Raw genomic sequence first — 21751 nt, forward strand, 5'->3', positions numbered from 1 at the left:
GCTCCGCCACAGGCCGGTACAGCAACAGCCGACGATGAACCCGGACTTACCGAGCCGGGAGTGCGAGTTCGGTTCTCGTCCATCGCTCCATGCGAAACCCCCAGGTCGGTGACCTGGGGGTTCCTTGTCGCCCGGACCCGGGCCGGTCCGGGCGGGGGGGTCAGCCGGCCAGCCAGCGGGCGAAGTAGCGGTACTTGGCCGTCAGTCCGACGGTCCTGGGGCCGACGGAGACGACCTGGTTCGTGGTCAGGCCCTTGCTGCCGGACCTGAAGTACCAGAGGTTGCCCTCGGTCCCGTTCTCATGATCCGTGCCGGTGGCGAGTTCGCTTCGTCCGTCACCGTTCATGTCGATCAGGGAGACCTGCGAGCCGAACATGTCGTAGGGCTCGTCGGCCCCCGGCACTCCGGCCGTGTTCTGGTGCCAGGACACGGCACCGGTTCCGGTCAGGCCCTTGGACGAGCCGCGCAGCACGGTCACCGCGCCGGTCGTGCTGACCCCGGAGATGCTCTCCTGCATCACCCCGATCGCGACGTCGGCGTAGCCGTCGCCGTCGACATCGCCGGTGTCCAGGTCGTAGCCGAACCGGTCGTACTTCTCGCCGGTGCCGGGCACCCCGGCGGTGTCCTGGCCGATGCGCACCGGCTTGCGGGTGCTGCTCACGCCTCCCGCGCCGCCGTACCGGACGACGACCGAACCGCCCACGACGCCCTTGGGCTGGTAGCCCTCGAGACCGGCACCCAGGACGACGTCGGCGTAGCCGTCGCCGTCGACGTCCGCGAGGCTCCCCGAGTCGACCTTGGTGGAGAAGTCCTTCACGGGTCCGAAGCCGTTCTTCGAACCGAGCACCAGGGAGGCGTCGGCGCTGCCGCTGTGTCTTCCCACGGAGAGCAGGTCGGAGACGTGGTCTCCGTTGACGTCCCCGGCCGCCAGACTGCCGGGCGAGACCCCGGTGTTCACGACGCTGGTCGAGACGTTCGTGCCGTCCCGGCCGAACGGGCCCCGGAACAGCCTGGTCTCCGACCGGCCGTAGCCCACGTCCACGGAGGCGACGAGGTCGTTCTCGCCGTCGCCGTCGAAGTCACCCACGACCATCGGGCCGGGGAAGGAGGAGAGGGGCGTGCGGCCGGACAGCCCCTCGGGACCGCCCCAGACGATCGACGTCGCCGGGACCGAACCGTGGTCGCCCACCACCAGGTCGTCGTAGCCGTCGCCGTCCAGGTCTCCCCCTGTCATCAAGGAGTACGCGCCCGCGGAGGCCGGATCACCGGCCAGCACCTGGTGCCGGGAGCCGCTGAGGCCCGTCCTCGTCCCGTACATCACCACGGCGTAGCCGTTCGCCGAGACGGCCAGGTCGCCGTAGCCGTCCCCGTTGAAATCGGCCGACTTTCCGGCCGCGGACGCTCTGGAGCCCGGCACCGCGCCGGCGGGAGAGCCCGCGCTCAGGACGACCGTGCCCACCGACATGGCCGTGACGGTGGCCAGCACGGCCAGTCTTCGAACTCTGCGCATACGTCCGCCCTTTCGTCCCGCAGCAGCCCCGGGACATCTGCCGTTCGGATCAGGACTGCCCCCCAGGAGACCGCCCGAGGGAACGAACGGTTGTACGGCAAGGCGACACCCGCCCCCGCACCGTCGCCGCCGGGGACGCGCGGGAGATGCCGGCGCGGCTGATCCCGTAGGGTCGCGCCCGCTCCCTGAGAAAATCCTGTGCGGCCGTGAACTCTTCGCGGAGCAGCGGGGAACAACGGGTGACACGCTCGACCCCATCCGCTGACGGAGGACCCTTGACCGGACCACCGGCGCTCGACCCCGGCGACGAGCGCGACGGCCATGTCATCGCGCAGTCCCTGGAACATCCGGAGCTGTTCGCCCGGCTCTACGACCGGTACGCACCCGACATCCACCGGTACGTGGCCCGGCGCCTCGGCGACCACGCGGCGGACGACGTCACGGCCGACACGTTCCTGACCGCGTTCCGGGTGCGTGCCCGCTACGACACCTCGCGGGCCAGTGCCCGGCCCTGGCTGTACGGGATCGCCGCGCACCTCATCGGCAAGCAGCGCCGGAAGGAAGTACGCGGTCTGCGGGCGCTGGCCAGGACCGGCCAGGACCCCGTCGCGGCCGGCTGGGTCGAGGACACCGCGGACCTGGTCGCCGACCGCGCCCCGCTCGCGGACGCGCTCGCCGCGCTGTCCGCCGCCGACCGGCATGTGCTGCTGCTCGTGGCCTGGGCCGACCTGACCTACCAGGAGGTCGCCGAGGCGCTCGGCATACCCGTCGGGACCGTGCGGTCCCGGCTCAACCGGGCCCGCCGCAAGGTACGGGCCGCGCTGGGTGCCGGCCCGGCGTTCCTGGGCGAAGTGGCGGAGGTGGTCCGGCCGTGAACGTGGACGAGATGAAGGACGTGCGCGAGTTCCGGGCCGGGGCGCCGAAGCCCGACCGGGCACGGCTCGCCGAGGGGCGGGACCGGCTGAGCAGCGCCACGGTGCGGGACCGGGGACGCAGGAGGCTGCGGGCCGACTGGCGGCTCGCAGCGGTCGGGGCCGCCGCCGCGCTCACCGCGGTGGCCGTGCTGGCCTCCGGCCTCGGAGGGGGCGGCCACAGCGACGTGGAGCCCACGGTGCCGGCCGGGACGCGGACGGTGCAGGGTTCGGTGAAGGAGGTGCTGGAGCGGGCCGCGACCACGGTGGAGCGGGCTGATCCGCCGCCCACGCCGCACGCGGGCCAGTGGATCTACGAGAAGAAGCTCGCGGCCAGTCCCGGAATCTGGCCCAAGAACGCCGCCCGGCCCGAGCCGGAGCCGGAGCCCCAGGAGCACTGGGAGCGGTACGCGGACCCGCGCTTCGAGAACGGCAAGGAGGGCGACGACCGCTCCATGCGCGAACGGCTCCGCTTCCTCGACGAGCTGCCGGACGACCCGGCCGCCGTGCTGAAGAAGGTCCGCGCCTACTACCCGTCCGGGAAGGGCGACCCCGAGCCCGAGGGGGAGCACGACATGCGTGCGCTGAGCGTGCTGTTCGAGTCCCAGCCCGTCCCGCCGCAGGCGCTCGCCAAGCTGTACCGCGCGCTGGCCGCGGTCCCCGGCGTCGAGGTCACCGACCATCTCGTACGGGACCTCGCGGGCCGGGACGCCCTCGCGTTCGGACACGACGAGAAGGGGCAGAAGGTCCGCCGCGAGATCCTGATCGACCCGCACACGTACCAGTACCTCGGCGACCGATGGCTCGTCGTCAAGGACTACAAGGACACGTTCCCGGGCGCGGGCGACACCCCTGACCGGCCCTGGAAGGCGGGCGACATCATGTTCCAGAACGCGCTCCTGGCCACGGGAATCGTCGACCACAAGGGCGACCGCCCCTGACATCCGGCGGGGGCGCCGAAGCTGTTCGCATGTACGACGGGACTGCGCGCGTACTCGACGGCACCAAGGCTCCACCGCCGGCGGGCGTTCCTTCCCCACTGGTCGTCAACAACGGATATCCCGCCGTCCCGACACAGGTCAGAGGCCCATTCGCGTGATCGCGAATGGGCCTCTGCCGTGCGTGCAGCAGCGGAGTACGGCAACCGCCACGACTCTTGCCGGCCGTCCTCGGCCGACGGTTCCTCCACCCGCTCCCGCTGCTTGTGCCTCCCCTTCTTCTCCTCGTGCCCGGGAAGGGTCGGCGCTCCGCGGACCGTTCGTGAACAGGGTCATGCTTCGCAACCTCGGAACCGGCCCACGCGTATCCGCATGTGAACAGGGGGGAGCGCCTGAGATGCCGTGCCCCGTCGGATGAGGCCCGCACGGGCCCACGAGCGGATACGAGTACGGACCCCATGGATTCGATCCACGACGACACAGCGAAGTTCGCGTCACTGCTGACGCGTCTGAAGGAGCGCACCGGCCGCAGCTACGCGGCACTGGCCCGCCGGCTGGGCATGCACGCCTCCACCCTGCACCGCTACTGCGCCGGAGAGGCGGTCCCGCAGGACTTCGCCGGGATCGAGCGGTTCGCCGTGCTCTGCGGCGCCTCCCCCGAAGAACGCGTGGAGTTGCACCGCCGGTGGATCATGGCGGTCGCGGCACGGCGACGACCACAACCGTCCGACGCCCGGCGGACATCGACGCCCCCCGAGACCACGAGCACCGCGACATCGGCCGCGACACCAGCTACGACACCGGCCGCGGTGCCCGCCGCGTCCGCGAACCGCGGCAGTCCGGCGGCCGAGGCACCCGAGCCGACCCCACCGGCCGGCCCTCGCCCCGAGCCGACCCCACCGGCCGAGCCGCGGCCCCGTGCCGGGCGTCCCCGGCGGCGGTCCGTGCGATCGACCGTGTCGGCGGTCTCCCTCGTCTTCGCGCTCGCCGGCCTCACCGTTGCCGTTGCCGTTGCCGTTGCCGGACCCTTTTCCGCCGACGGTGAGTCGTCGGTCTCCGCCCGCACCGCGCCGGAACCCTCCGTCTCGGCCGCACACCGCGGCGTCCGCCCCCAGAAGCACCGGGCGAACACCCGCGCGGCCTCACCGTCGGCCTCCGCCCGCACCGCACCAGAACCCTCTGCTTCTGCCACACACAGCAGCGGCGGCTCCCGGAAGAACCGGGCGAACGCCGGCGCGGCCCCACCGGCGACCCCGCTCACCTGGACGGTCGACTCCCACACCCGCGGGCTCTTCGGTTGCGGCGAGACCTACGTCGTCGCCAAGCCACCGCGACAGGTCCCCCCGCCCCCGCACCCGGAGGACGTCGCGGCGTGGGCCGCGTCCCAGCGGGCGGTGCACGGGAGCGCCACCGGTGTGCAGATCACGGTGCAGGGACGCGGCTCCGCCCCCGTCTCCCTGGAGGCCCTGCACGTGCGCGTGGTCAACCGCGCCGCCCCTGCCGCCGACCGGGGCGCCGCCTACTACTTGGGCGACGGCTGCGGTGCCGGCATCGTCCCCCGCCATTTCTCCGTGGACCTCGACGAGCACCAGCCCCTGGCCCGTTCGACGCACGGCGACAGCAACGGGACGGGCCCGACGCCCCCCGCGATCGACTTCCCCTACCGGGTGTCCCTACAGGAACCCGAAGTCCTGGTGGTCTCCTCGACCAACGAGTCCTGCACCTGCGACTGGTACCTCGATCTCGACTGGTCCTCAGGGGGCCGCACCGGCATGGTCCGCATCGACGACCACGGCCGTCCCTTCCGCAGTACCAGCAGCGAAGGGCTGACGAACTACCAGTACGACCGCGTCAACTACCGTCCCGGCCGCTGGTTCGCGCTCCTCGCCCCCGAGACGGCGGCGACCGAAGACTGACGACGGCCGACTGCCGACTGCCGACTGACGGAGCGACAGGTCACGCTGCCCGCCCGGCAGCACGGCCGGCGGAAGCGGAGCCGTCGGTGCGGGCCGACGGCGCCGCCCGGTCCGCTCCCGGCCGAAGCCAGGAACGGACCGGGCGGAGCGGCCGCTTCGTCAGCGGACGCTTCGTCAGCGGGCGCTCTTGGTGCGGATGTCGCTGACGCCGTCGACCGCATCCGCCTTCACGACGAGGTCGGTCGTCACCGTCGGCGACTCCCCGCCGCCGAAGCGGTGGGTGACGGTGATCTCACGGCTCTCGCCGTCCCCGCGCACCGTCCAGTCCACCGGGACGTTCTGGGCGCGCAGGACGCCGTCCGTCTTGTTCGTCTTCTCCCAGGCCTCCAGCTTCTTGGCGAAGGCGGGCACCAGGTAGTGCGCGCGCAGCGCCTTGGCCAGCGCGGCGTCCGGGCCCCGGGGAGCGTCCTTCGCGTCGACGTACGCGCCGTAGAAGTCGGCGACCTGGGTCACCACGTCACCGTTGAAGCCGTTGACCGTCCGCACCGCGGCGGACGTCTTCACGGGCGCCTTGGCGGGGACGGCGGCCTGGGCCGCCGCCTGCGCCGACACGCCGAGCCCGACGGCCAGGACGAGACCGGCGGCGAAGGCCGCACGGCGGCCCGGACGACGTACGTGGGTGTTCCTGCTCATGTCGTGTCTTCCTTCATGATCGGTGGTCGGCAGGGGTCGCTCCCGGACCGCGCCGGCTCTCCCGCCGGACGTGCCCACCGACGTCTCACCACCCGTCCGCGTCCGGTCCGGGGACATGGCGGCCCGACCGCCCGAGCGGGCAGGAGCAGGCCGGATGTCCTCGCCCCGAGGTCGCGGGGCGGGCGCCGCAGGGCGCCGGACGTCGGGTACCGGGACACACGGATGCCCGGTACGCAGGCACTGGGTGGGAGTCGTCACCAGGCTGCTGCCGGGACTCGATCCGTCCCGGCCGGTGCGACATCCACAGCTTCGAAGACAGCGGGGAACCACCGCAACCACCGCCGCCCGATCCGCGACGGCGCAACCGTCCCACCCACCCTGAGCTGCGCGGACGTGCGCCGCCTGAGACGCCGTACTGGGATGCCGAGACGCCCCCGGATCCCACCGGAACGGCGCGGAACGGCGATCCCGTCCGTCGCGGCACCCGGATCTCCCGTGCCGCGACCGCCCGTGCCCGGGAACCGGCGCGGGCCGGACGCGGGCACGGGAAGCCGCTGCCGCGCACCTGGTGCCGCCCCGGCGCGCGATCCGCCGCCGTCCTCTAGCGGTTGCGGCGGCGGCCCTTGGAGCGGCGGGGGTAGGGGAAGAGCCGCGGACGGCGCTTGGCTGCCACGTCCTCGATCCAGCCGAAGAGCAGGATCGCCAGACAGATCAGCGGGACGGAGATCACCAGCGGGGTCCACTGGCTCGCCAGCAGCCACTGCGCGTGGTCGTAGAAGAAGCTGTTGCTCCACAGCGGGTCGATCAGCGGCTCGGTCAGCACCAGCGCGAAGGAGTGCCACAGGTAGACGGTGACCGCGCGGGAGTTGAGCAGGCTGATCACGCCGTTGAACCGCTCCAGTGGCTTGGGCCACTGCTCCCAGGAGGGACTCAGGTGGAGCAGCAGCATCACCGCGCCGAACGACCAGATCGCCTGGGCGACCGGTACCGCCTCCAGGTCGTGCCCGAGCCGCGGGTTGTCCAGCGGAGACCGCATCAGCCACCAGTAGCCGAACATGAGCACCAGCGGCGCGAGGGACGGCACGACGTACTGCGGGATCCTGCGGAGCAGTCCCTCCCCGTGGGCCATGCCGAGCAGCCAGCAGGAGCCGAAGGTGGTGAAGTCGGTGGCGGCTTCCATCAGCCGGCCGGACTGGTCGACCAGGCCGGAGTTGATGACGAACGCGAGCGCCAGCGGCACCAGCAGGGTGACCCAGGGCAGCTTCCGCAGCGCCTTGAGCATGAGCGGCGACAGCAGGACGTACCAGAGGTAGGCGCGCAGGTACCAGAGGGGGACACAGATCTGTTCGGCCCAGGAGGCCGGCAGGTGCCCGCCGAAGGTGTCCAGCGGGACCCCGAACGGCGGCTCGCTGAACGGCAGGACCCAGTAGGCCAGGTCGCCCCACCACCAGGTGGTGTGGTGGACGTCGGGCCGCCAGCCCTCCAGGATCATCAGCGGCACCACGACCGCGCCGAACAGCCACATCGGTGGCAGCAGTCGGCGCAGCCGGCCACGGATCACGCTCAGCGCCGGCCGGTTGAGGGAGCGCACCATCAGCGACCCGGCCAGCGCGAACATGACGCCCATGGAGGGGAAGACGATCGGCAGCCAGGTCCAGCTGAAGTTGTGGTAGACCACCACGCGGACCAGGGCGAGCGCCCGCAGCAGGTCGAGGTAGCGGTCGCGGCCGGGCTTGCGCGCGGGCGCCGGGGCCGCCTCCTCGGGCTCCGGGGCGCGCTGCGCGGGAATCGCGGCGGGGTCCGTCACCCGCAGGGCGACGGTGTCGGAGAAGTCGCGGATGCCGTAGGCACCTCGTTCCGCGGTGTTCGTGAAGACATCGCCGGTACTCATGAAGACATCGCCCCCGTCGTGACGTCGAGCCCCACCTCACCGGTGCGCTTCAGCTTCTGCCAGCGCAACCGGCCTCCGGTCAGAGCGGTGATGGCGGACTGCATCAGCACCATGTACATGAGCACCCGGTAGACCACCTGCTGGGCCGGCAGCGTGATCAGATGCCACGCCTTCTCCTTGTCCAGGTGGAAGGACCACCAGGCGCAGACCGCCTGTAGGGCCATGACCGCGAACCAGGCGGCCAGGGTCTTGTACGCGTCGACGAAGACCACGCCGTAGACCATGCCGATGTCGAACGCGGGCGCGAGGAGCGGGGTGACCACCATGAACAGGGAGACGAACGGCAGCCCCACCCGGCCGAAGTGGCCGGCCGGGCCGCGCTCCAGCACCGCGTGCCGGTGCTTCCACATCGCCTGCATGGTGCCGTAGCTCCAGCGGTACCGCTGCGACCACAGCTGCTTCATGCTGACGGGCGCCTCGGTCCAGGCGCGGGCGTCCTCGGTGTAGACGACCTTCCAGCCGGCCCGGTGCAGGGCCATGGTCACGTCGGTGTCCTCGGCGAGCGTGTCGTCGCTCATGCCGCCCGCCTGCTGGAGCGCGGTACGGCGGAAGGCGCCGATGGCTCCGGGGATGGTCGGCATGCAGTTGAGCACGTCGTACATGCGGCGGTCGAGGTTGAAGCCCATCACGTACTCGATGTGCTGCCAGGCGCCGATCAGCGTGTCGCGGTTGCCGACCTTGGCGTTGCCGGCGACCGCGCCGACGCGCTGGTCGGCGAAGGGCTGCACCAGCTCGCGGACGGTGGACGGTTCGAAGACCGTGTCGCCGTCCATCATGACGATCAGGTCGTGCGAGGCGGCGGCCACACCGGTGTTGAGGGCGGTCGGCTTGCCGCTGTTCTGCTGCCGGATCAGCCGGACGTTCGGCAGGCCGAGTTCCTCCACGATGGCGGACGTGTCGTCGGTCGACCCGTCGTCGACCACGATCACTTCGATGGGATGGTCGCTCGCGGCCAGGGAGAGCAGGGTGTTGGTGATGCACTCCTGCTCGTTGTACGCGGGAACCACCACGGTGACCGGTTCGGTGACCGGGTCGCCCCAGGAGAAGCCCTTCTTGCGGACGCGCCGCACGTGGACGGCCGAGAGCACCAGCATCAGCGCGAACCGCGCCATGACCAGCACACCGACGACCGCGAGCAGGGCGACCAGCCACGGCATCAGCCCCACCGAGAAGGTGGTGCACCACACGAACGCCTTGCCGACCCACAGGTTGTAGCCGGTGACCTCGGTGTTGGCGGAGGCGGTGCCGAGCGCCTCGGCGGTGGTCCTGAAGGTGTAGCCCTGGTCCTTGAGCTTCTCGATGATGATCGGCAGCGCGGCCAGCGTCTGCGCCCGGTTGCCGCCCGCGTCGTGCATCAGGACCATCTCGCCCTGGCCGGGGAGGTCGGGCATGGCGGCCTTGACGATGGAGTCGACGCCGGGGCGCTTCCAGTCGTCGGTGTCCTTGTCGATGAAGGCGGTCAGGTACCCCTCCGACCCGGCCTGCTTGGTCACCGGCCACGACCAGTCGTCCAGCGCGTCCACGGTGGAGGAGTAGGGCGGGCGGAACAGGCTGGAGTGGATGCCGGCGACACCGGCCAGCGCGAGCTGGGTCTCGCCCAGCTCCCAGGTGAGCCGGGTGCCGGAGTGCAGCGCGAGGTCGGGGTGGGTGAAGGTGTGCAGACCGATCTGATGGCCCTCGGCCACGATCTGGCGGATCAGAGCCGGATTGCGGGTGACCATCGAGCCGGTGACGAAGAAGTCGGCGCGGACGTTCTCCTTCTTCAGCACCTCGAGGATCTTCGGCGTCCACTGGGGGGACGGCCCGTCGTCGAAGGAGAGGACGACGGTCTTGTCCGGGATCGTGTAGTTGACCGGCTTCTTGTTCTTGTCACCGCGCGCGTCGACGACCGGGCCGCCCTCCAGCACGCTGGTCGGGACGGTGGCCTTGTCCACCGAGGTGGCGATGTCCTGGTCGTGGAAGACCTCGTTGTTCGCCATGCCCCGGAGCACCATCAGCGCCAGCAGGGTCGCCAGTACGGTCACCGGCAGGAAGAAGCGCAGGGGAGGTGCGGCGAGTCGGCGCGGCCGCGCGATGGACTGCCGGCGGCGTTGGCTGCGGGAGCGGGACATGTATTTCCTGGTCGGTCGCGTCTGGCTACTGCGCGGTGGCGGGTTCGGTGGCGGTCACGGAGTTCGACGCCGCCGTACCGGCTCCGGTCGTCCCGGTGACGGAGGTGCTGGTGCCGGACCCCGCCGTGCCGGACCCGGTCGCTCCGGTGACGGACGTGGTGGTGCCGGATCCCGCCGTGCCGGATCCCGCCGCGCTGCCGGACCCGGTCGCTCCGGTGACGGACGTGGTGGTGCCGGTCCCCGCCGTGCCGGACCCGGTCGTCCCGGTGACGGGCGCGGTGGCCCCGGACGTGGCGGTGGCGCTCTTGCCGGGGGCCGCGGGCAGCGGCGCGTTCAGGTACTGGCTGGGCGGCGTCGTGTTCGCGCTGCCGGGGACGGTGAGCGCGGGCGCCTGCGACTGGGTTCCGACCAGGCCGGAGACCATCGCCACCACGCACCCGGTGCAGATGACGCCCACCAGCCAGCCGAAACCACGCAGCCGACGGCCGCGCAGACCGGTCTCGTCCACGAAGACGGGGGCCGGCTCAACCTCCGTGGAGGTACTGGTCATCGACAGCCCGGCCTTCCTTCGTCGTGTTGCGTCTGCCGGTTCGGTGCTGCCGAAAGCAGTAAGTAGTGCTGAAAAAGTTATTAATTCGGGGAGAAAGGGACATGATCCGACCCACCCCTGAATCAGGCGGCTAGATTAATATGCAGATTCCGTGAATGTCACGCGGGTCTCGTACAGTCCCGGCGAGTCGCTTGCTTCTTGTCCGAACGGAAACCTCACGCATGGCCATAGCCCGCCGCCGCAGCCGCCTCACGGTCGCCGCGATCCTCGTGGCCGCCGTCACGTTCCTGGTGAACGCCTGCGGCGCGGGAAGCGGGAGTGACGCCGAGGCGGGCACGGCCGCCGCCCCGGCAGCTCACTTCGAGATCTCGTCGATGCTCGAGCCGTCCGGCCGCGCGCTGGGCGTCGTCGACGACAAGACGCCCTGGCAGTACGGCATCGTCACCACCTTCGCCGAGGAAGCCGGGCGGACCCCCGACATCCGCGAGTACTACAGCTCCTGGGGCGACGACTTCGACGCGGAGGGCAACGCCTTCCTGTGGAAGCACGGCCAGCTGCCCATGATGGCGCTGGTTCCCTCCGACACCTCGCTCGCCGACATCGCCGAGGGCGGGGAGGACGCCTACATCCGCCGCCTGGCGGACCAGATCGCCTCCTACGACGGCCCGTTGGCCCTCTCCTTCGCCGGCGAGATGAACGGTCCGTGGAACTCCTGGGGTCCCGAGCACGCCGAGCCCGCCGACTTCGTCGCGGCCTGGAAGCACGTTCACGACGTCTTCGGCGAACGGGGCGTCACCAACGTGATCTGGGTGTGGACCCCGCACGTGGTCGACTCGGGCACGACCGCCAAGCTGCGCCCCTACTACCCGGGCGGCGCCTACGTCGACTGGGTCGGCCTCATCGGCTACTACGGGCCGATCGACGGCGTCGCCTTCTCCAGCCTGTTCACCCCCACCCTGCGCCAGATCGAGGGCTTCGCCGACAAGCCGGTGCTGATCGCGGAGACCGGGGTGGCGCAGAGCGACCAGAAGCAGGCGCACATCCGCGACCTGTTCCGGGGCGCCGCGAAAGCCGGGGTCATCGGTCTCGTCTGGTACGACCAGCGCAAGGACTGGCCGGGCGGAAAGCAGTTGATGGACTGGCGGATCAAGACCTCGGTGGGTGCGCTCGCCGCTTTCCAGGTGGAGTCGGCCCGGAACGGATTCGGCCATTCGTTCAAGAACGGCTGATCCGGGGCGATCAGGGGAATCCGGGCGCAAGTCCACAGGAAACGACCTTCATCATCGCGCACCAGTGCGGCTGGAACATGCGGATGCCCGACCAGGGGAGATCACGGAGATGACGACGGAATCGTCGCCGGGCCAAGGGGCTCCGCAGGAGGACGGCTGGGCTTTCCGGCCCCGCACGCCGGCCGCCGGCCCGCAGCCGTACCGGGAACAGCGGCAGCCGGAGCCGGCCGTGGCGTGGGACGACCGGTCGTGGGACGAGCCGTCCTGGGACGAGCCGTACGGCGGATCCTCCGGCACGCGCTGGGACTCCACCGTCCCGCTGCGGGTCCCCGAGCCCCGCACCGGCGCCCACGAGGCCGTGCGCGAGCAGGGTCGCCGGACACCCCCGCGCCCCCTGCGCGACGGCGAACCGGCGGACCAGGACCGCGGACACCCGAAGGCGGCGGCCGCCGCCTTCGACCAGGCGGCCCTCCGCCGTCCCGAACCCGTCGCCGCGCAGCCACGGCCTTCCGCGGGCACCGCCGGCGAACAGACCGGGAAGCCCAGGCGGGTGGGCCGGATCGCACTTGTCCTCGCCGTCCTCGCCGCCGTCGGCGGTGCCGCCACCGTCATGCTCAAGCAGGAGGAGGCCGCCGCCGCCGCCTCGGAGCAGCTGACACAGGCGTGGCAGGCACCGGCGCCCGCCGGCGACGCGCTGATCGGCAGCTGGCTCACCGACAAGCTGCTCGTCCGGGCCGGCACCCGGGGCGGCCTGCGGGCCTACGACCTCACCGACGGCAAGCAGGTGTGGAGCGCCGCGCCCGGCGCCGCCGCGGCCGGGCGCGGCACCGTCCCCTGCGCGATGTCGCCGAAGCTCGGTGCCCGGGGCATCGGCACGGTCGCCTTCGGCAAGGACGGCAGCACCTGCACCTGGCTGGCCGGTGTCAAGGCGTCCACCGGCAAGATCCTCTGGTCCGTGCCGCTGACCGACACCAAGCACCCCAAGGCGGCGACCGCCACGACCTACTTGCAGGGCAATGTCGCCACCGTCGTCAGCCAGAACTTCCTCGGCGGCGTGGACGTCCGCACGGGCACCCGCGTATGGGGCTACAAGGCACGCGGCCACTACTGCAACGCCTACGGCTGGGGCACCGACGGCGCCGTGCTGGTGGACGACTTCTGCCTCGACCGGAAGACCAGGTTCACCCTCGCCGCGTACGACGGCAGGACCGGGAAGGTGATCTGGCGGAAGTCCGAGAACGCCCACTCGGACGTGACGCACTTCCTGTCCGGCTCACCGCTGATCGCCTCCGTCCACACGGCACGCCAGGACGCCGTGCGGGTCCTCGGCACCACCGGCACCGGCCGCAGACTGGCCGTGGGCAACGACGAGCTGACGACCGGCAACGACACCGGCGCCGACCACTCCGCCCGGCTCTACGGCGACGTCCTGGTCACCCCGGCCTCGGCCGCCGGCAAAGAGGTGATCGACGGCTTCGACACCACCACCGGCGCCAAGCTCTGGACCCACCGCTCCGCCGCGCTCGCCGTCCCCGCGTCCGGCTCGGACGACAAGGTGTACGCCGTCACCACCTCCGGCTCCCGGCAGCTCGTCACCATCGACCCGCGCACCGGTCGCACCACCCCGGTCGCGGGCCTGCCCGCGGGGAGCGGCAAGGGGAACTTCACCTCCGGCACGGTGTACATCACCCCGGACGGCGGCGTGCTGGAGATCGACGCCCTCGGGTCGAACGGCGGCGTGCGGCTCTACCGGTAGGGCCTCGCGCCGATCGGGACGGGACCCTGCCGGACCGGCGTCGAGGAACGCGGGCGCGTCCGCGAGCCGGGCACGCGGCAGGACCGGGCCGGCCGTCCCCGGCGAAGGGGTACGGGGAACGCCGGTCCGGCCGGCTCCCGCACTGGAACCGCCCCTGTCCGTGCGGCAGTCTTCTCCCCCGTGGGGAATCTTCCGTCTCAGAACTCGTCGGGTGACGCCGCCGAGCACATGGTGGTGGCCGGGGACGACGCCCTGGCCCATCGGCTGGCCGCCGAGTTGCGCGGGGTGTACGGCGAGCGGGTGACCCTCGTCGTACCGCCCGCGCAGGGCGGTGTGCGGCCGCCGGTCGTCGGGCGGGCCCGGGCCACGGCCCTGTTCGACCGGGTGTCCGCGGCGGTGAACCGGGCCTCCGGCAACGGGGGCGGGGGCGTGACCGGCGGGGACGACGAGGCGCCCGAGCGGGTCGTCGAGGCCGCCGAACTCACCGAGGGCGCGCTCGCCTACGCGGGTGTCGAGCGGGCCGCCGCGCTCGCCCTCGTGTACGACGACGACGAGACCAACATCCGTGCCGCGCTCACCGCCCGACGGCTCAACCCGCGGATCCGTCTGGTCCTGCGGCTCTACAACCGGCGTCTCGGACAGCACATCGAGGCCCTCCTCGACCAGGCCTCGGCCCTGGCCGCCGGGGCCGCCCCGGGGGCGGACGGCTCCCGGGCGGGCGGGAACGCCGAGGTCTACGACGCCTCCACCACCGTGCTGTCCGACGCCGACACGGCCGCGCCCGCGCTCGCCGCGACCGCGGTGGCCGGCACCAGCAAGGTCGTCCAGACGGACGGACTGATGCTGCGCGCGGTGGAGCGCCCGCCGCCCGGTCCGGGCGAGGTCGCCGATCCGGGGCTGTGCACACTGGCGTTGCTGTCCGCCACGACCAACGACCCCGCGGGCGCGGACGGTTCCGAGGGGAGCGGCGCGCAGGGACCTCAACTCCTGCCCGACGAGAGGGAGGTGGCCGCCGCCACCGGCCGCGGCATCGTCGTCCTGGAGAACGTCTCGTACTCCGGCCCCCAGCTGAACCCGGGACGGGGTGTCGTGCCGTGGTTCGGCTCGCTGCTGTCCCGGCGGCTGCGCTGGTCGTTCGCGGGACTCGTCGCGTGCGTGGTCGGGCTCGCCGTGGCGTCGATGCTGGTCACCGGGGAGCAGCCGCTCCAGGCGACCTATCTGACGCTGCTCGACCTCTTCGCCATCAACGACCCGGCCATCGGACAGCCGCTCGGACGGCAGGTCCTCCAACTCTGCTCGGGGCTGGTCGGGTTGCTGCTCCTGCCGGTGCTGCTGGCCGCCGTGCTCGAGGCGCTCGGCACCTTCCGCAGCGGGACCGCCCTGCGCAAGCCGCCCCGCGGACTGTCCGGGCACGTGGTGCTGCTCGGGGTCGGCAAGATCGGTACGCGAGTGCTGGCGCGGCTGCGCGAGCTGCGCATCCCCGTCGTGTGCGTGGAGGCCGATCCCGAGGCCCGGGGGCTCGCGCTGGCGCGGAGCCTGCGGGTTCCCGTGGTGCTGGGGGACGTCACGCAGGAAGGGGTGCTGGAGGCCGCCAAGATCCACCGGGCGCACGCGCTGCTGGCGTTGACCAGCGCGGACACGATGAACCTGGAGGCCGTGCTCTCGGCACGTACGCTGCGGCCCGATCTGCGGGTCGTCCTGCGGCTGTACGACGACGACTTCGCGACCGCCGTCTACCGCACCCTCCGGGCCGCGCACCCCGGCGCGCTCACCCGGAGCCGCAGCGTGTCCCACCTGGCCGCGCCCGCGTTCGCCGGGGCGATGCTGGGGCGGCAGATCCTCGGGGCGATTCCCGTGGAGCGGCGCGTGCTGCTGTTCGCCGCGGTGGACGTGGGCGGGCATCCGCAGTTGGAGGGACGCACGGTGGGGGAGGCGTTCCGGGCGGGGGCCTGGCGCGTGCTCGCGCTGGACACCGCGACCCCCGAAGAGCGCCGGGCGGCCCAGGAGTCCGGCCCGAGCGGTCCCCGGCTGGTGTGGGACCTGCCCTCCACCCATGTCCTGCGGCCCGAGGACCGCGTGGTGCTCGCCGCCACCCGGCGGGGGCTGGCGGAACTGCTCGGCCGCCGGCCCCGGCAGCGGGCGGGGGCGTAGCCCCTGGCGGGGCGGGGGCCGGTCCTGGAGCACGGCCCCCGCCGACAGCCGGGGCGGGTTTCGGGGCGCAGCCCCGGGGGGGGCCGGGGCGGAGCCCCGGTGGGGGCCGGGGCGGAGCCCCGGGCGCGGCGCCCGGCGAGGGCCGGAACGGGTACCGGGGCCTCCGGCGGAGCCCCGGCAGAGCCCCGGCGGATGCGGAGCCCGGTCCCGGGGCCCCTCCGCGGGGCCCCGGGACCTCCCGGTCTCACCTCGGTCTCACCCCGGTGTCACCTGCCCAGGTGCCGCTCCGCGAAGTCCAGTTCCAGGCGGACCTGCTTGATGCGTTCGTCGACGACCAGGGAGCCGTGGCCCGCGTCGTAGCGGTAGACCTCGTGGACGGCTTCGCGGGCGGCGAGGCGGGTGACGTAGTTGTCGATCTGGCGGATGGGACAGCGGGGGTCGTTGACCCCGGCCGAGATGTACACGGGGACCTTGACCGCGTCGACGTAGGTGAGCGGGGAGGACGCCTCGAAGCGTTCGGGGACCTCCTCCGGGGTGCCGCCGAGGAGCGTGCGGTCCATGGCCTTCAGCGCCTCCATCTCGTCGTGGTACGCCGTGACGTAGTCGGCGACCGGGACGGCGGCGATGCCGAGGGCCCACGCGTCGGGCTGGGTGCCGACGCCGAGGAGGGTGAGGTAGCCGCCCCAGGAACCGCCGGTGAGGATCAGCCGGTCGGGGTCGGCCAGACCGGACGTGACCGCCCACTCGCGGACCGCCGCGATGTCCTCCAGCTCGATGAGGCCCACGCGGTGCTTGAGCGCGTCGGTCCACGCGCGGCCGTACCCGGTGGAGCCGCGGTAGTTGACCCGGACCACCGCGTAGCCGTGGTCGACCCAGGCCGCCGGGCCCGCCGCGAACGAGTCGCTGTCGTGCCAGGTCGGACCGCCGTGGATCTCGAAGACGGTGGGCAGCGGGCCGGTGGTGCCGGCCGGCCTCTGGACCAGGGCGTGGATGCGGCCGCCGGGTCCTTCGACCCAGACGTCCTCCACGGGCACGGATCCCGGGGACTTCTCGCCGGGCGGGTCCAGGACGACCTCGCCGGTCGTCGACCGGACGGCGGAGGGCTCGGCCGCCGACGACCACAGGTACTCCACCGTCCCGTCCGGACGGGCCGTCGCCCCGGAGACCGTGCCGGGCGGGGTCTCGACCCGGGTCAGCCCGCCGGAGGCGAGGTCGTGGCGCCACAGGTCGCTGCGCGCCTCGAAGCTGTGGGCGATGAGGAGGGCCGAGCCGTCCGGATACCACTCGGCGGCCACGTCGCCGGGGAGGTCGAGGCCCAGGTCGGTCTGCTCGCCGGTCGCCACGTCCCACACCAGGGGTTCCCAGCGGCCGCGCCGCTGATGCCCGATGAGCAGCCGGCTGTCCCCGTCGACGGGGGCGAAGCCCAGCACCTCGAGGCCCAGCTCGACCGTGCCGCCCTCGGTGTCGTCGAGCTCGGCGACCACCGAACCGTCCGGGCGCAGCACCCTGAGCGCCGAGTGCATCGCGTCGCCGTGCTCGGTGTGCTCGACGGCGATCAGCGAGCCGTCGTGCGAGAGGTCGCCCACCCCGGCCGACTCACGGTGCCGGTAGATCTCCACCGGGGCCTCGCCGGCGCGGGCCACGTGGATCGTCGACCCTTCGTCGTCCGTCGAGCGGCCCACGACGGCCGTACGCCCGTCGCGGCCGATGGCCAGGCCCGCCGGGTAGGAGGGGTCGAGACCGGGGACCGCCGGCTCGTCGACGGCGCCCACGACCAGGGCGGCGCCGAACGGGCGGCGCCGCCAGACGCCGAACTCGTCGCCGTCCTTGTCGTCGAACCACCAGATCCACTCGCCGTCGGGCGAGAGCACCCCGTCCGTCGTGCCGTTCGCCCGGTGGGTGACCTGGCGCTGTTCCCCCGTCTCGCGGTCCCACGCGTACAGCTCGTACGTCCCCGTCGCGTTCGAGACGAACAGGGAGCGGTGCGGGGCGTTCTCCGCCCAGTCCGGCAGCGACACACGCGGTGCCCGGAAACGCTTCTCCCAGTCGGGCATGTCTGCCTGCTGCGGCTCGGTGGACCTGGTGCTCTCAGTCATGGCCCCATAGTGCCCGGCCCGGCCCGCCTCGCGCCGACGAGGTCCCGAGCCTGTGGAGAACCTCGCGGCCCCCGCCCGCCCCGCAGGGGCGTACGCGCAGGTCAGGGCCGCTGTCAGTGGCGGGGTGCAGACTTTTCCGCATGACCGATCTACGCAAGGCCGTCGAGGGTTACTGGGCCGCAGCGGACGTCCGGGACTGGGAGGCGTTCGCCGAGCTGCTCACCGAGGACGTCGTCTACACCCTGCCGCAGACGCGGGAGCGCATCAACGGCCGGGAGCGGTACGTCGAGTTCAACCGCGAGTACCCGGGCGACTGGCACGTCCGGATCGAACGGGTCGTGGCCGAACCCGGTCAGGCCGTGACCTGGACCCACTTCACGGTGGGCCTGGAGGAGATGCACGCGATCACGTTCTTCACGGCCGACGCGCGGGGCCGTATAGCCACGGTGACGGACTTCTGGCCCGAGCCGTACGAGCCTCCGGCGGGCCGGGACCATCTGGCCGAGCGGTACTGAGCGGGCCCCAGGGACGAGTCCGGACCTGCCGCCCCGTACCGTGGTCGATGTGTACCGGTTCCTGCTGACGCCCCGCTGGTGGGGGATCAACGTCTTCGTGCTGTTGGCCATCCCCTTCTGCGTCTTCATGGGGTCGTGGCAGTTGGGGCGGTTCGAGGACCGCGTGCAGGCCCACCGGACGGCGGAGGCCTCGGCTTCCACCGCCGGGTCGGAGCCCGCCCGGCCGCTGGCCGCGATGCTGCCCGTGACCACGCAGACGTCCGGCAAGCAGACCACCGCGAAGGGCCGGTACGACAAGCAGCTGCTCGTGCCCGGCCGGGAGCTGGACGGCAGGAGCGGGTACTACGTGCTGACGCTGCTGCGGGTCGACGGCGGCAAGGCGCTGCCCGTCGTCCGGGGCTGGCTGCCCGGTACCGCCGATCCGGCGAAGGCCCCGGCCCCGCCCACCGGCGAGGTCACGGTCACCGGTGCGCTCCAGGCGTCCGAGAGTCCCGGGTCGAACGGCGTCAGCGCGGTCGGCGGGCTTCCCCCGGGGCAGACGGCCGCGATCAGCGCCGCGTCCCTGGTGAACCTCGTGCCGTACACGCCGTACGACGCGTGGATCACGCTCGACAAGGCCGACGCGGGGATGAAGGCGGTGCCTCCGGCCGCGCCGGACAACACGGGCCTCGACCTCAAGGCGTTCCAGAACCTCGGCTACACCGGTGAGTGGTTCGTCTTCGCGGGCTTCGTCGTCTTCATGTGGTTCCGCCTGCTGCGCCGCGAGGTGGAGTTCGTCCGGGACGCCGAACTGGGCCTGCTCCCGGACGTCCCCGGCACCGCGGACACCCCCGGGGAGAAGTCCGAGGAGACCGGCACCGCACCGGCGACGCCGTCCGCCACCGCCTGACGAGGTGGGGCGGACCGGGCGTCGCGCATCCGTCGGAACGGGTGCCGGGTGTCCGTCAGGACGAGGCCAGGATGCCCGTGTGGTACACCGTGCCCGCGCAGGCGTTGGGCACCGTCACCGATGCCGCGGCACCACCCGTCGCCGCCGTGCTGGAGACGACGACGCTGCCGTCCAGCGTGCCGCCCTCGACGAGGAGCTGGGGCGCGGTGCTGGCCACCGCGGCGTTGGTGGTCGTGCCGCCGGTCTCGGTGGTGCCCTGTGTCGGGGTGGGGTCCGGCGAGGGGGGCTCCGACGCGGTCGGGCACGTCGACGAGGGCACCCAGGCGAACTTCACCACGTACGAGGTGCCCGGCTGGAGCACCAGGGAGGTGACCGCCGTGGAGGGATCGGGCAGCCCCGTGGCCGCGTCGCCCCCCACGTGCATCGCCACTCCGATCCTGGCCGGGTCCGCCGCGCCCTGGGCGAGCGCGCTGACCGTGCCGGCGCCGGTGACCGTGCAGGCGGTGGTGGAGACGTTCGAGACGGTGAAGGAGCCGTAGACCGCGCCGGTGGAGTCCGGTGCGGCGGCGGTGCCGGAGGCCCCGCCGAGCTGCTCCGCCGTGCACGTGGTGGCGGCCGGCGCGGAGGCCGTGGGATCGGCACCGCCCGTGGCGGCCCCGCTCGTTCCCTTGTCCTTGCCGCCCGGTGTCTGCTTGGTGCCGCCGGGGCCGTCGTGCTTGGACGTGCCGGTGGAGCCGCCCGCGTTCTTGCCGGTGCCGCCGTCCGAGCCCTTGTCCTGGCCCTGGCCGCCCTGGGCCTGTGAGCTGTTGGCCACGGTGGACGGGTCGGGGTTCGACCCCGAGGAGTGGGAGACGTGCACGAACGCCGGGATCGCCGTTCCCATGAAGAGCGCCGCGGCCGCCATGCCGACCACGGCCTGCCGCTTGCGGGCGCGCCTGGCCGGTACCGCCCGGCGCAGGTGCTCCAGGGTGCCGTCGGTGGGCCGGATCTCCTGGACGGCCTCGTGCAGCAGCCGGCGCAGTGCCAGCTCGTCGCCGCCGAACCCTTCGGGTCCCGGTCCGTCCGTGTCCGGTGTGCCGAGCTGTTCGTCGGGGCCGTGGTTCACATTTCCGTTCCCAGCGTGCGATTGCTTGTGCTCGTGCTCCGGGCGCCCCTCGTCGTCGGGGCGCCTCAGGTCGTCGTGCTCACTCATGCCGAGGCCCCCATGGCGACGCGGAGCGCGGCGATGCCGCGCGAGCCGTACGCCTTCACCGAACCCAGGGAGACACCGAGCGTCTCGGCGACCTGAGCCTCGGTCATGTCCGCGAAGTAGCGCAGGACCAGGACCTCGCGCTGACGGCGCTGGAGCCCCTTCATCGCCTTGATCAGGGCGTCGCGCTCCAACTGGTCGTACGCGCCTTCCTCGGCGCTCGCCATGTCGGGCATCGGCTTCGAGAGGAGCTTGAGGCCGAGGATGCGCCGGCGCAGGGCCGAACGCGACAGGTTGACGACGGTCTGACGCAGATAGGCGAGCGTCTTCTCCGGGTCCCGGACGCGCTTGCGCGCCGAGTGCACCCGGATGAAGGCCTCCTGGACGACGTCCTCGCAGGAGGCCGTGTCGTCGAGCAGGAGCGCCGCGAGACCGAGGAGCGAGCGGTAGTGCGCCCGGTAGGTCTCGGTCAGATGGTCGACGGTCGTGCCCGCCGCCAGGCTGTCCTGGGCGCCGTCACGCTGATTCGGGATGCGGGCGGGCCGCGCTGAGGGCATGGGCGCGATCACCGGCATGCCGCCGGGCGCGCCGGGGCTGCGGAGTCGGCGGGGTGGACGCAGGGCCATGCCCCTCGTCTGGACCGCAGTGAATTCGAGTACCTCTGCCACGCCAGTTGGACACACGTCCCCCCGGCAGGGTTGTACGCGACAGGCATCACATTCGCGCCGGGCGCCATATCGGCCGGAATCCCCTCCACCGGAACTCCCCCCGGACCCCCCGCCGTTACGCCGCCGCGCCCGCGCGGCAGTGCACCAGATGCCCTCATGCGTAACAGCTCTTCCCTTGTGCCCAATGCTCCGCCGCCCCCCGGACGCCCCTCAATGGCGACGGCGAAGACGCTCCCCGACCGCCTCGCGGTTGCGCGGGACGACAACGAAATCTTCGAACGCCGATACGAGTCCGTTCAAGTGGTCAGGACCATTAAGTTGATCACTGGACTGGCGGAGATCCTACAAACCTGTTCTCCGCACGGCACCGGAATTACGGCCTCAGGGCGTCTGGAGCATAGCCCGGCAGCGCCCTGACCAGGAAGAAGGGTGGATCTACGAAGCCCTGATGATCTCCGCCGCCACCAGCTCGGCGATCTGAGCGGTGTTCAGGGCGGCGCCCTTGCGCAAGTTGTCCCCGCACACGAACAGTTCGAGGGCGGTCGCGTCGTCCAGGGCCCGGCGGACCCGGCCCACCCAGGTCGGGTCGGTGCCCACCACGTCCGCGGGCGTGGGGAACTCGCCGGCGGCCGGGTCGTCGAAGAGCACGACGCCGGGCGCGGTGGCCAGGATCTCCCG

The 21751-nt window shown here is 72.4% G+C and carries 17 protein-coding genes; 8 read left to right on the forward strand and 9 right to left on the reverse strand.

The features are described 5' to 3' along the window. Positions 1–160: 160 nt before the first annotated feature. Entirely contained in the window at positions 161–1510 is a 1350-nt protein-coding gene (locus CW362_RS16815) for an FG-GAP and VCBS repeat-containing protein (protein ID WP_162684105.1), read from the reverse strand. Between the two features lie 275 nt (positions 1511–1785). Between CW362_RS16815 and CW362_RS16820 the strand changes: the two genes are divergently transcribed. The 3 genes from CW362_RS16820 to CW362_RS16830 all read left to right on the forward strand — a co-directional run bounded on the left by CW362_RS16820 (position 1786) and on the right by CW362_RS16830 (position 5275). Then, positions 1786–2385, forward strand: a complete 600-nt coding sequence (locus CW362_RS16820; RefSeq protein WP_103550284.1) for an RNA polymerase sigma factor — start codon at positions 1786–1788, stop codon at positions 2383–2385. Further along, positions 2382–3362 carry a CU044_5270 family protein gene (locus tag CW362_RS16825; RefSeq protein ID WP_103550285.1) on the forward strand — a complete coding sequence of 327 codons (981 nt, stop codon included), beginning with the start codon at positions 2382–2384 and terminating at the stop codon, positions 3360–3362. Before CW362_RS16820 ends, CW362_RS16825 begins: the two co-directional genes overlap by 4 nt. Positions 3363–3817: 455 nt before the next feature. Then, on the forward strand, positions 3818–5275 hold the full coding sequence (locus tag CW362_RS16830) for a transcriptional regulator (protein ID WP_103550286.1): 1458 nt from the start codon (positions 3818–3820) through the stop codon (positions 5273–5275). 174 nt (positions 5276–5449) lie between these two features. Here the strand turns inward: CW362_RS16830 and CW362_RS16835 are convergent, their stop codons facing one another. The 4 genes from CW362_RS16835 to CW362_RS43320 all read right to left on the reverse strand — a co-directional run bounded on the left by CW362_RS16835 (position 5450) and on the right by CW362_RS43320 (position 10580). After that, positions 5450–5968, reverse strand: a complete 519-nt coding sequence (locus CW362_RS16835) for a hypothetical protein (protein ID WP_103550287.1) — start codon at positions 5966–5968, stop codon at positions 5450–5452. A 601-nt stretch (positions 5969–6569) separates the two neighbouring features. Then, entirely contained in the window at positions 6570–7859 is a 1290-nt protein-coding gene (locus tag CW362_RS16840) for an acyltransferase family protein (RefSeq protein WP_103550288.1), read from the reverse strand. After that, complete coding sequence (locus CW362_RS16845; protein ID WP_103550289.1) at positions 7856–10030, reverse strand: bifunctional polysaccharide deacetylase/glycosyltransferase family 2 protein; 2175 nt, start codon at positions 10028–10030, stop codon at positions 7856–7858. The genes CW362_RS16840 and CW362_RS16845 overlap by 4 nt, the downstream gene beginning before the upstream one ends. 25 nt (positions 10031–10055) lie before the next feature. After that, entirely contained in the window at positions 10056–10580 is a 525-nt protein-coding gene (locus tag CW362_RS43320) for a hypothetical protein (protein ID WP_162684106.1), read from the reverse strand. A 221-nt stretch (positions 10581–10801) separates the two neighbouring features. Here CW362_RS43320 and CW362_RS16855 point away from each other — a divergent pair, with 221 nt between their 5' ends. The 3 genes from CW362_RS16855 (at position 10802) to CW362_RS16865 (ending at position 15716) form a co-directional block, all read left to right on the forward strand. Next, positions 10802–11809: a glycoside hydrolase family 26 protein gene (locus CW362_RS16855; RefSeq protein ID WP_162684107.1), complete on the forward strand. Its 1008-nt coding sequence runs from the start codon at positions 10802–10804 to the stop codon at positions 11807–11809. Between the two features lie 109 nt (positions 11810–11918). Next, complete coding sequence (locus tag CW362_RS16860) at positions 11919–13565, forward strand: outer membrane protein assembly factor BamB family protein (RefSeq protein WP_103550292.1); 1647 nt, start codon at positions 11919–11921, stop codon at positions 13563–13565. 228 nt (positions 13566–13793) lie between these two features. After that, entirely contained in the window at positions 13794–15716 is a 1923-nt protein-coding gene (locus tag CW362_RS16865) for an NAD-binding protein (RefSeq protein ID WP_103550305.1), read from the forward strand. Between the two features lie 266 nt (positions 15717–15982). Here CW362_RS16865 and CW362_RS16870 read toward each other — a convergent pair whose 3' ends face one another. Beyond that, positions 15983–17812 carry a S9 family peptidase gene (locus tag CW362_RS16870; protein WP_103550293.1) on the reverse strand — a complete coding sequence of 610 codons (1830 nt, stop codon included), beginning with the start codon at positions 17810–17812 and terminating at the stop codon, positions 15983–15985. 140 nt (positions 17813–17952) lie between these two features. Between CW362_RS16870 and CW362_RS16875 the strand changes: the two genes are divergently transcribed. Together CW362_RS16875 and CW362_RS16880 are read left to right on the forward strand one after the other, a co-directional pair. Beyond that, a complete protein-coding gene (locus CW362_RS16875; RefSeq protein ID WP_103550294.1) occupies positions 17953–18327 on the forward strand; it encodes a nuclear transport factor 2 family protein in 375 nt (124 codons plus the stop codon). 49 nt (positions 18328–18376) lie between these two features. Next, the gene (locus CW362_RS16880; protein ID WP_206300972.1) at positions 18377–19216 is read left to right on the forward strand and encodes an SURF1 family protein; all 840 of its coding nucleotides are present in this window, start codon (positions 18377–18379) and stop codon (positions 19214–19216) included. A 55-nt stretch (positions 19217–19271) separates the two neighbouring features. On the opposite strand, the gene CW362_RS16885 is transcribed toward CW362_RS16880, so the two are convergent. The 3 genes from CW362_RS16885 to CW362_RS16895 form a co-directional block, all read right to left on the reverse strand. Beyond that, positions 19272–20408: a hypothetical protein gene (locus CW362_RS16885; protein ID WP_240657828.1), complete on the reverse strand. Its 1137-nt coding sequence runs from the start codon at positions 20406–20408 to the stop codon at positions 19272–19274. Continuing rightward, positions 20405–21031 carry a SigE family RNA polymerase sigma factor gene (locus tag CW362_RS16890; protein WP_078942906.1) on the reverse strand — a complete coding sequence of 209 codons (627 nt, stop codon included), beginning with the start codon at positions 21029–21031 and terminating at the stop codon, positions 20405–20407. Before CW362_RS16890 ends, CW362_RS16885 begins: the two co-directional genes overlap by 4 nt. A gap of 477 nt (positions 21032–21508) precedes the next feature. After that, positions 21509–21751: Asd/ArgC dimerization domain-containing protein (locus CW362_RS16895; RefSeq protein WP_276313670.1), on the reverse strand; the 243-nt coding region annotated here is incomplete at its 5' end.

This window comes from Streptomyces populi (assembly GCF_002911015.1).
Taxonomy (GTDB): Bacteria; Actinomycetota; Actinomycetes; order Streptomycetales; family Streptomycetaceae; genus Streptomyces; species Streptomyces populi.

Coding starts and splice junctions, on each gene's coding strand:
- CW362_RS16815 (WP_162684105.1), bottom strand. CDS start 1,510: ATGCGCAGAGTTCGAAGACTGGCCGTGCTGGCCACCGTCACGGCCATG.
- CW362_RS16830 (WP_103550286.1), top strand. CDS start 3,818: ATGGATTCGATCCACGACGACACAGCGAAGTTCGCGTCACTGCTGACG.
- CW362_RS16835 (WP_103550287.1), bottom strand. CDS start 5,968: ATGAGCAGGAACACCCACGTACGTCGTCCGGGCCGCCGTGCGGCCTTC.
- CW362_RS16840 (WP_103550288.1), bottom strand. CDS start 7,859: ATGAGTACCGGCGATGTCTTCACGAACACCGCGGAACGAGGTGCCTAC.
- CW362_RS16845 (WP_103550289.1), bottom strand. CDS start 10,030: ATGTCCCGCTCCCGCAGCCAACGCCGCCGGCAGTCCATCGCGCGGCCG.
- CW362_RS43320 (WP_162684106.1), bottom strand. CDS start 10,580: ATGACCAGTACCTCCACGGAGGTTGAGCCGGCCCCCGTCTTCGTGGAC.
- CW362_RS16855 (WP_162684107.1), top strand. CDS start 10,802: ATGGCCATAGCCCGCCGCCGCAGCCGCCTCACGGTCGCCGCGATCCTC.
- CW362_RS16860 (WP_103550292.1), top strand. CDS start 11,919: ATGACGACGGAATCGTCGCCGGGCCAAGGGGCTCCGCAGGAGGACGGC.
- CW362_RS16865 (WP_103550305.1), top strand. CDS start 13,794: ATGGTGGTGGCCGGGGACGACGCCCTGGCCCATCGGCTGGCCGCCGAG.
- CW362_RS16870 (WP_103550293.1), bottom strand. CDS start 17,812: ATGACTGAGAGCACCAGGTCCACCGAGCCGCAGCAGGCAGACATGCCC.
- CW362_RS16875 (WP_103550294.1), top strand. CDS start 17,953: ATGACCGATCTACGCAAGGCCGTCGAGGGTTACTGGGCCGCAGCGGAC.
- CW362_RS16885 (WP_240657828.1), bottom strand. CDS start 20,408: ATGAGTGAGCACGACGACCTGAGGCGCCCCGACGACGAGGGGCGCCCG.
- CW362_RS16890 (WP_078942906.1), bottom strand. CDS start 21,031: ATGGCCCTGCGTCCACCCCGCCGACTCCGCAGCCCCGGCGCGCCCGGC.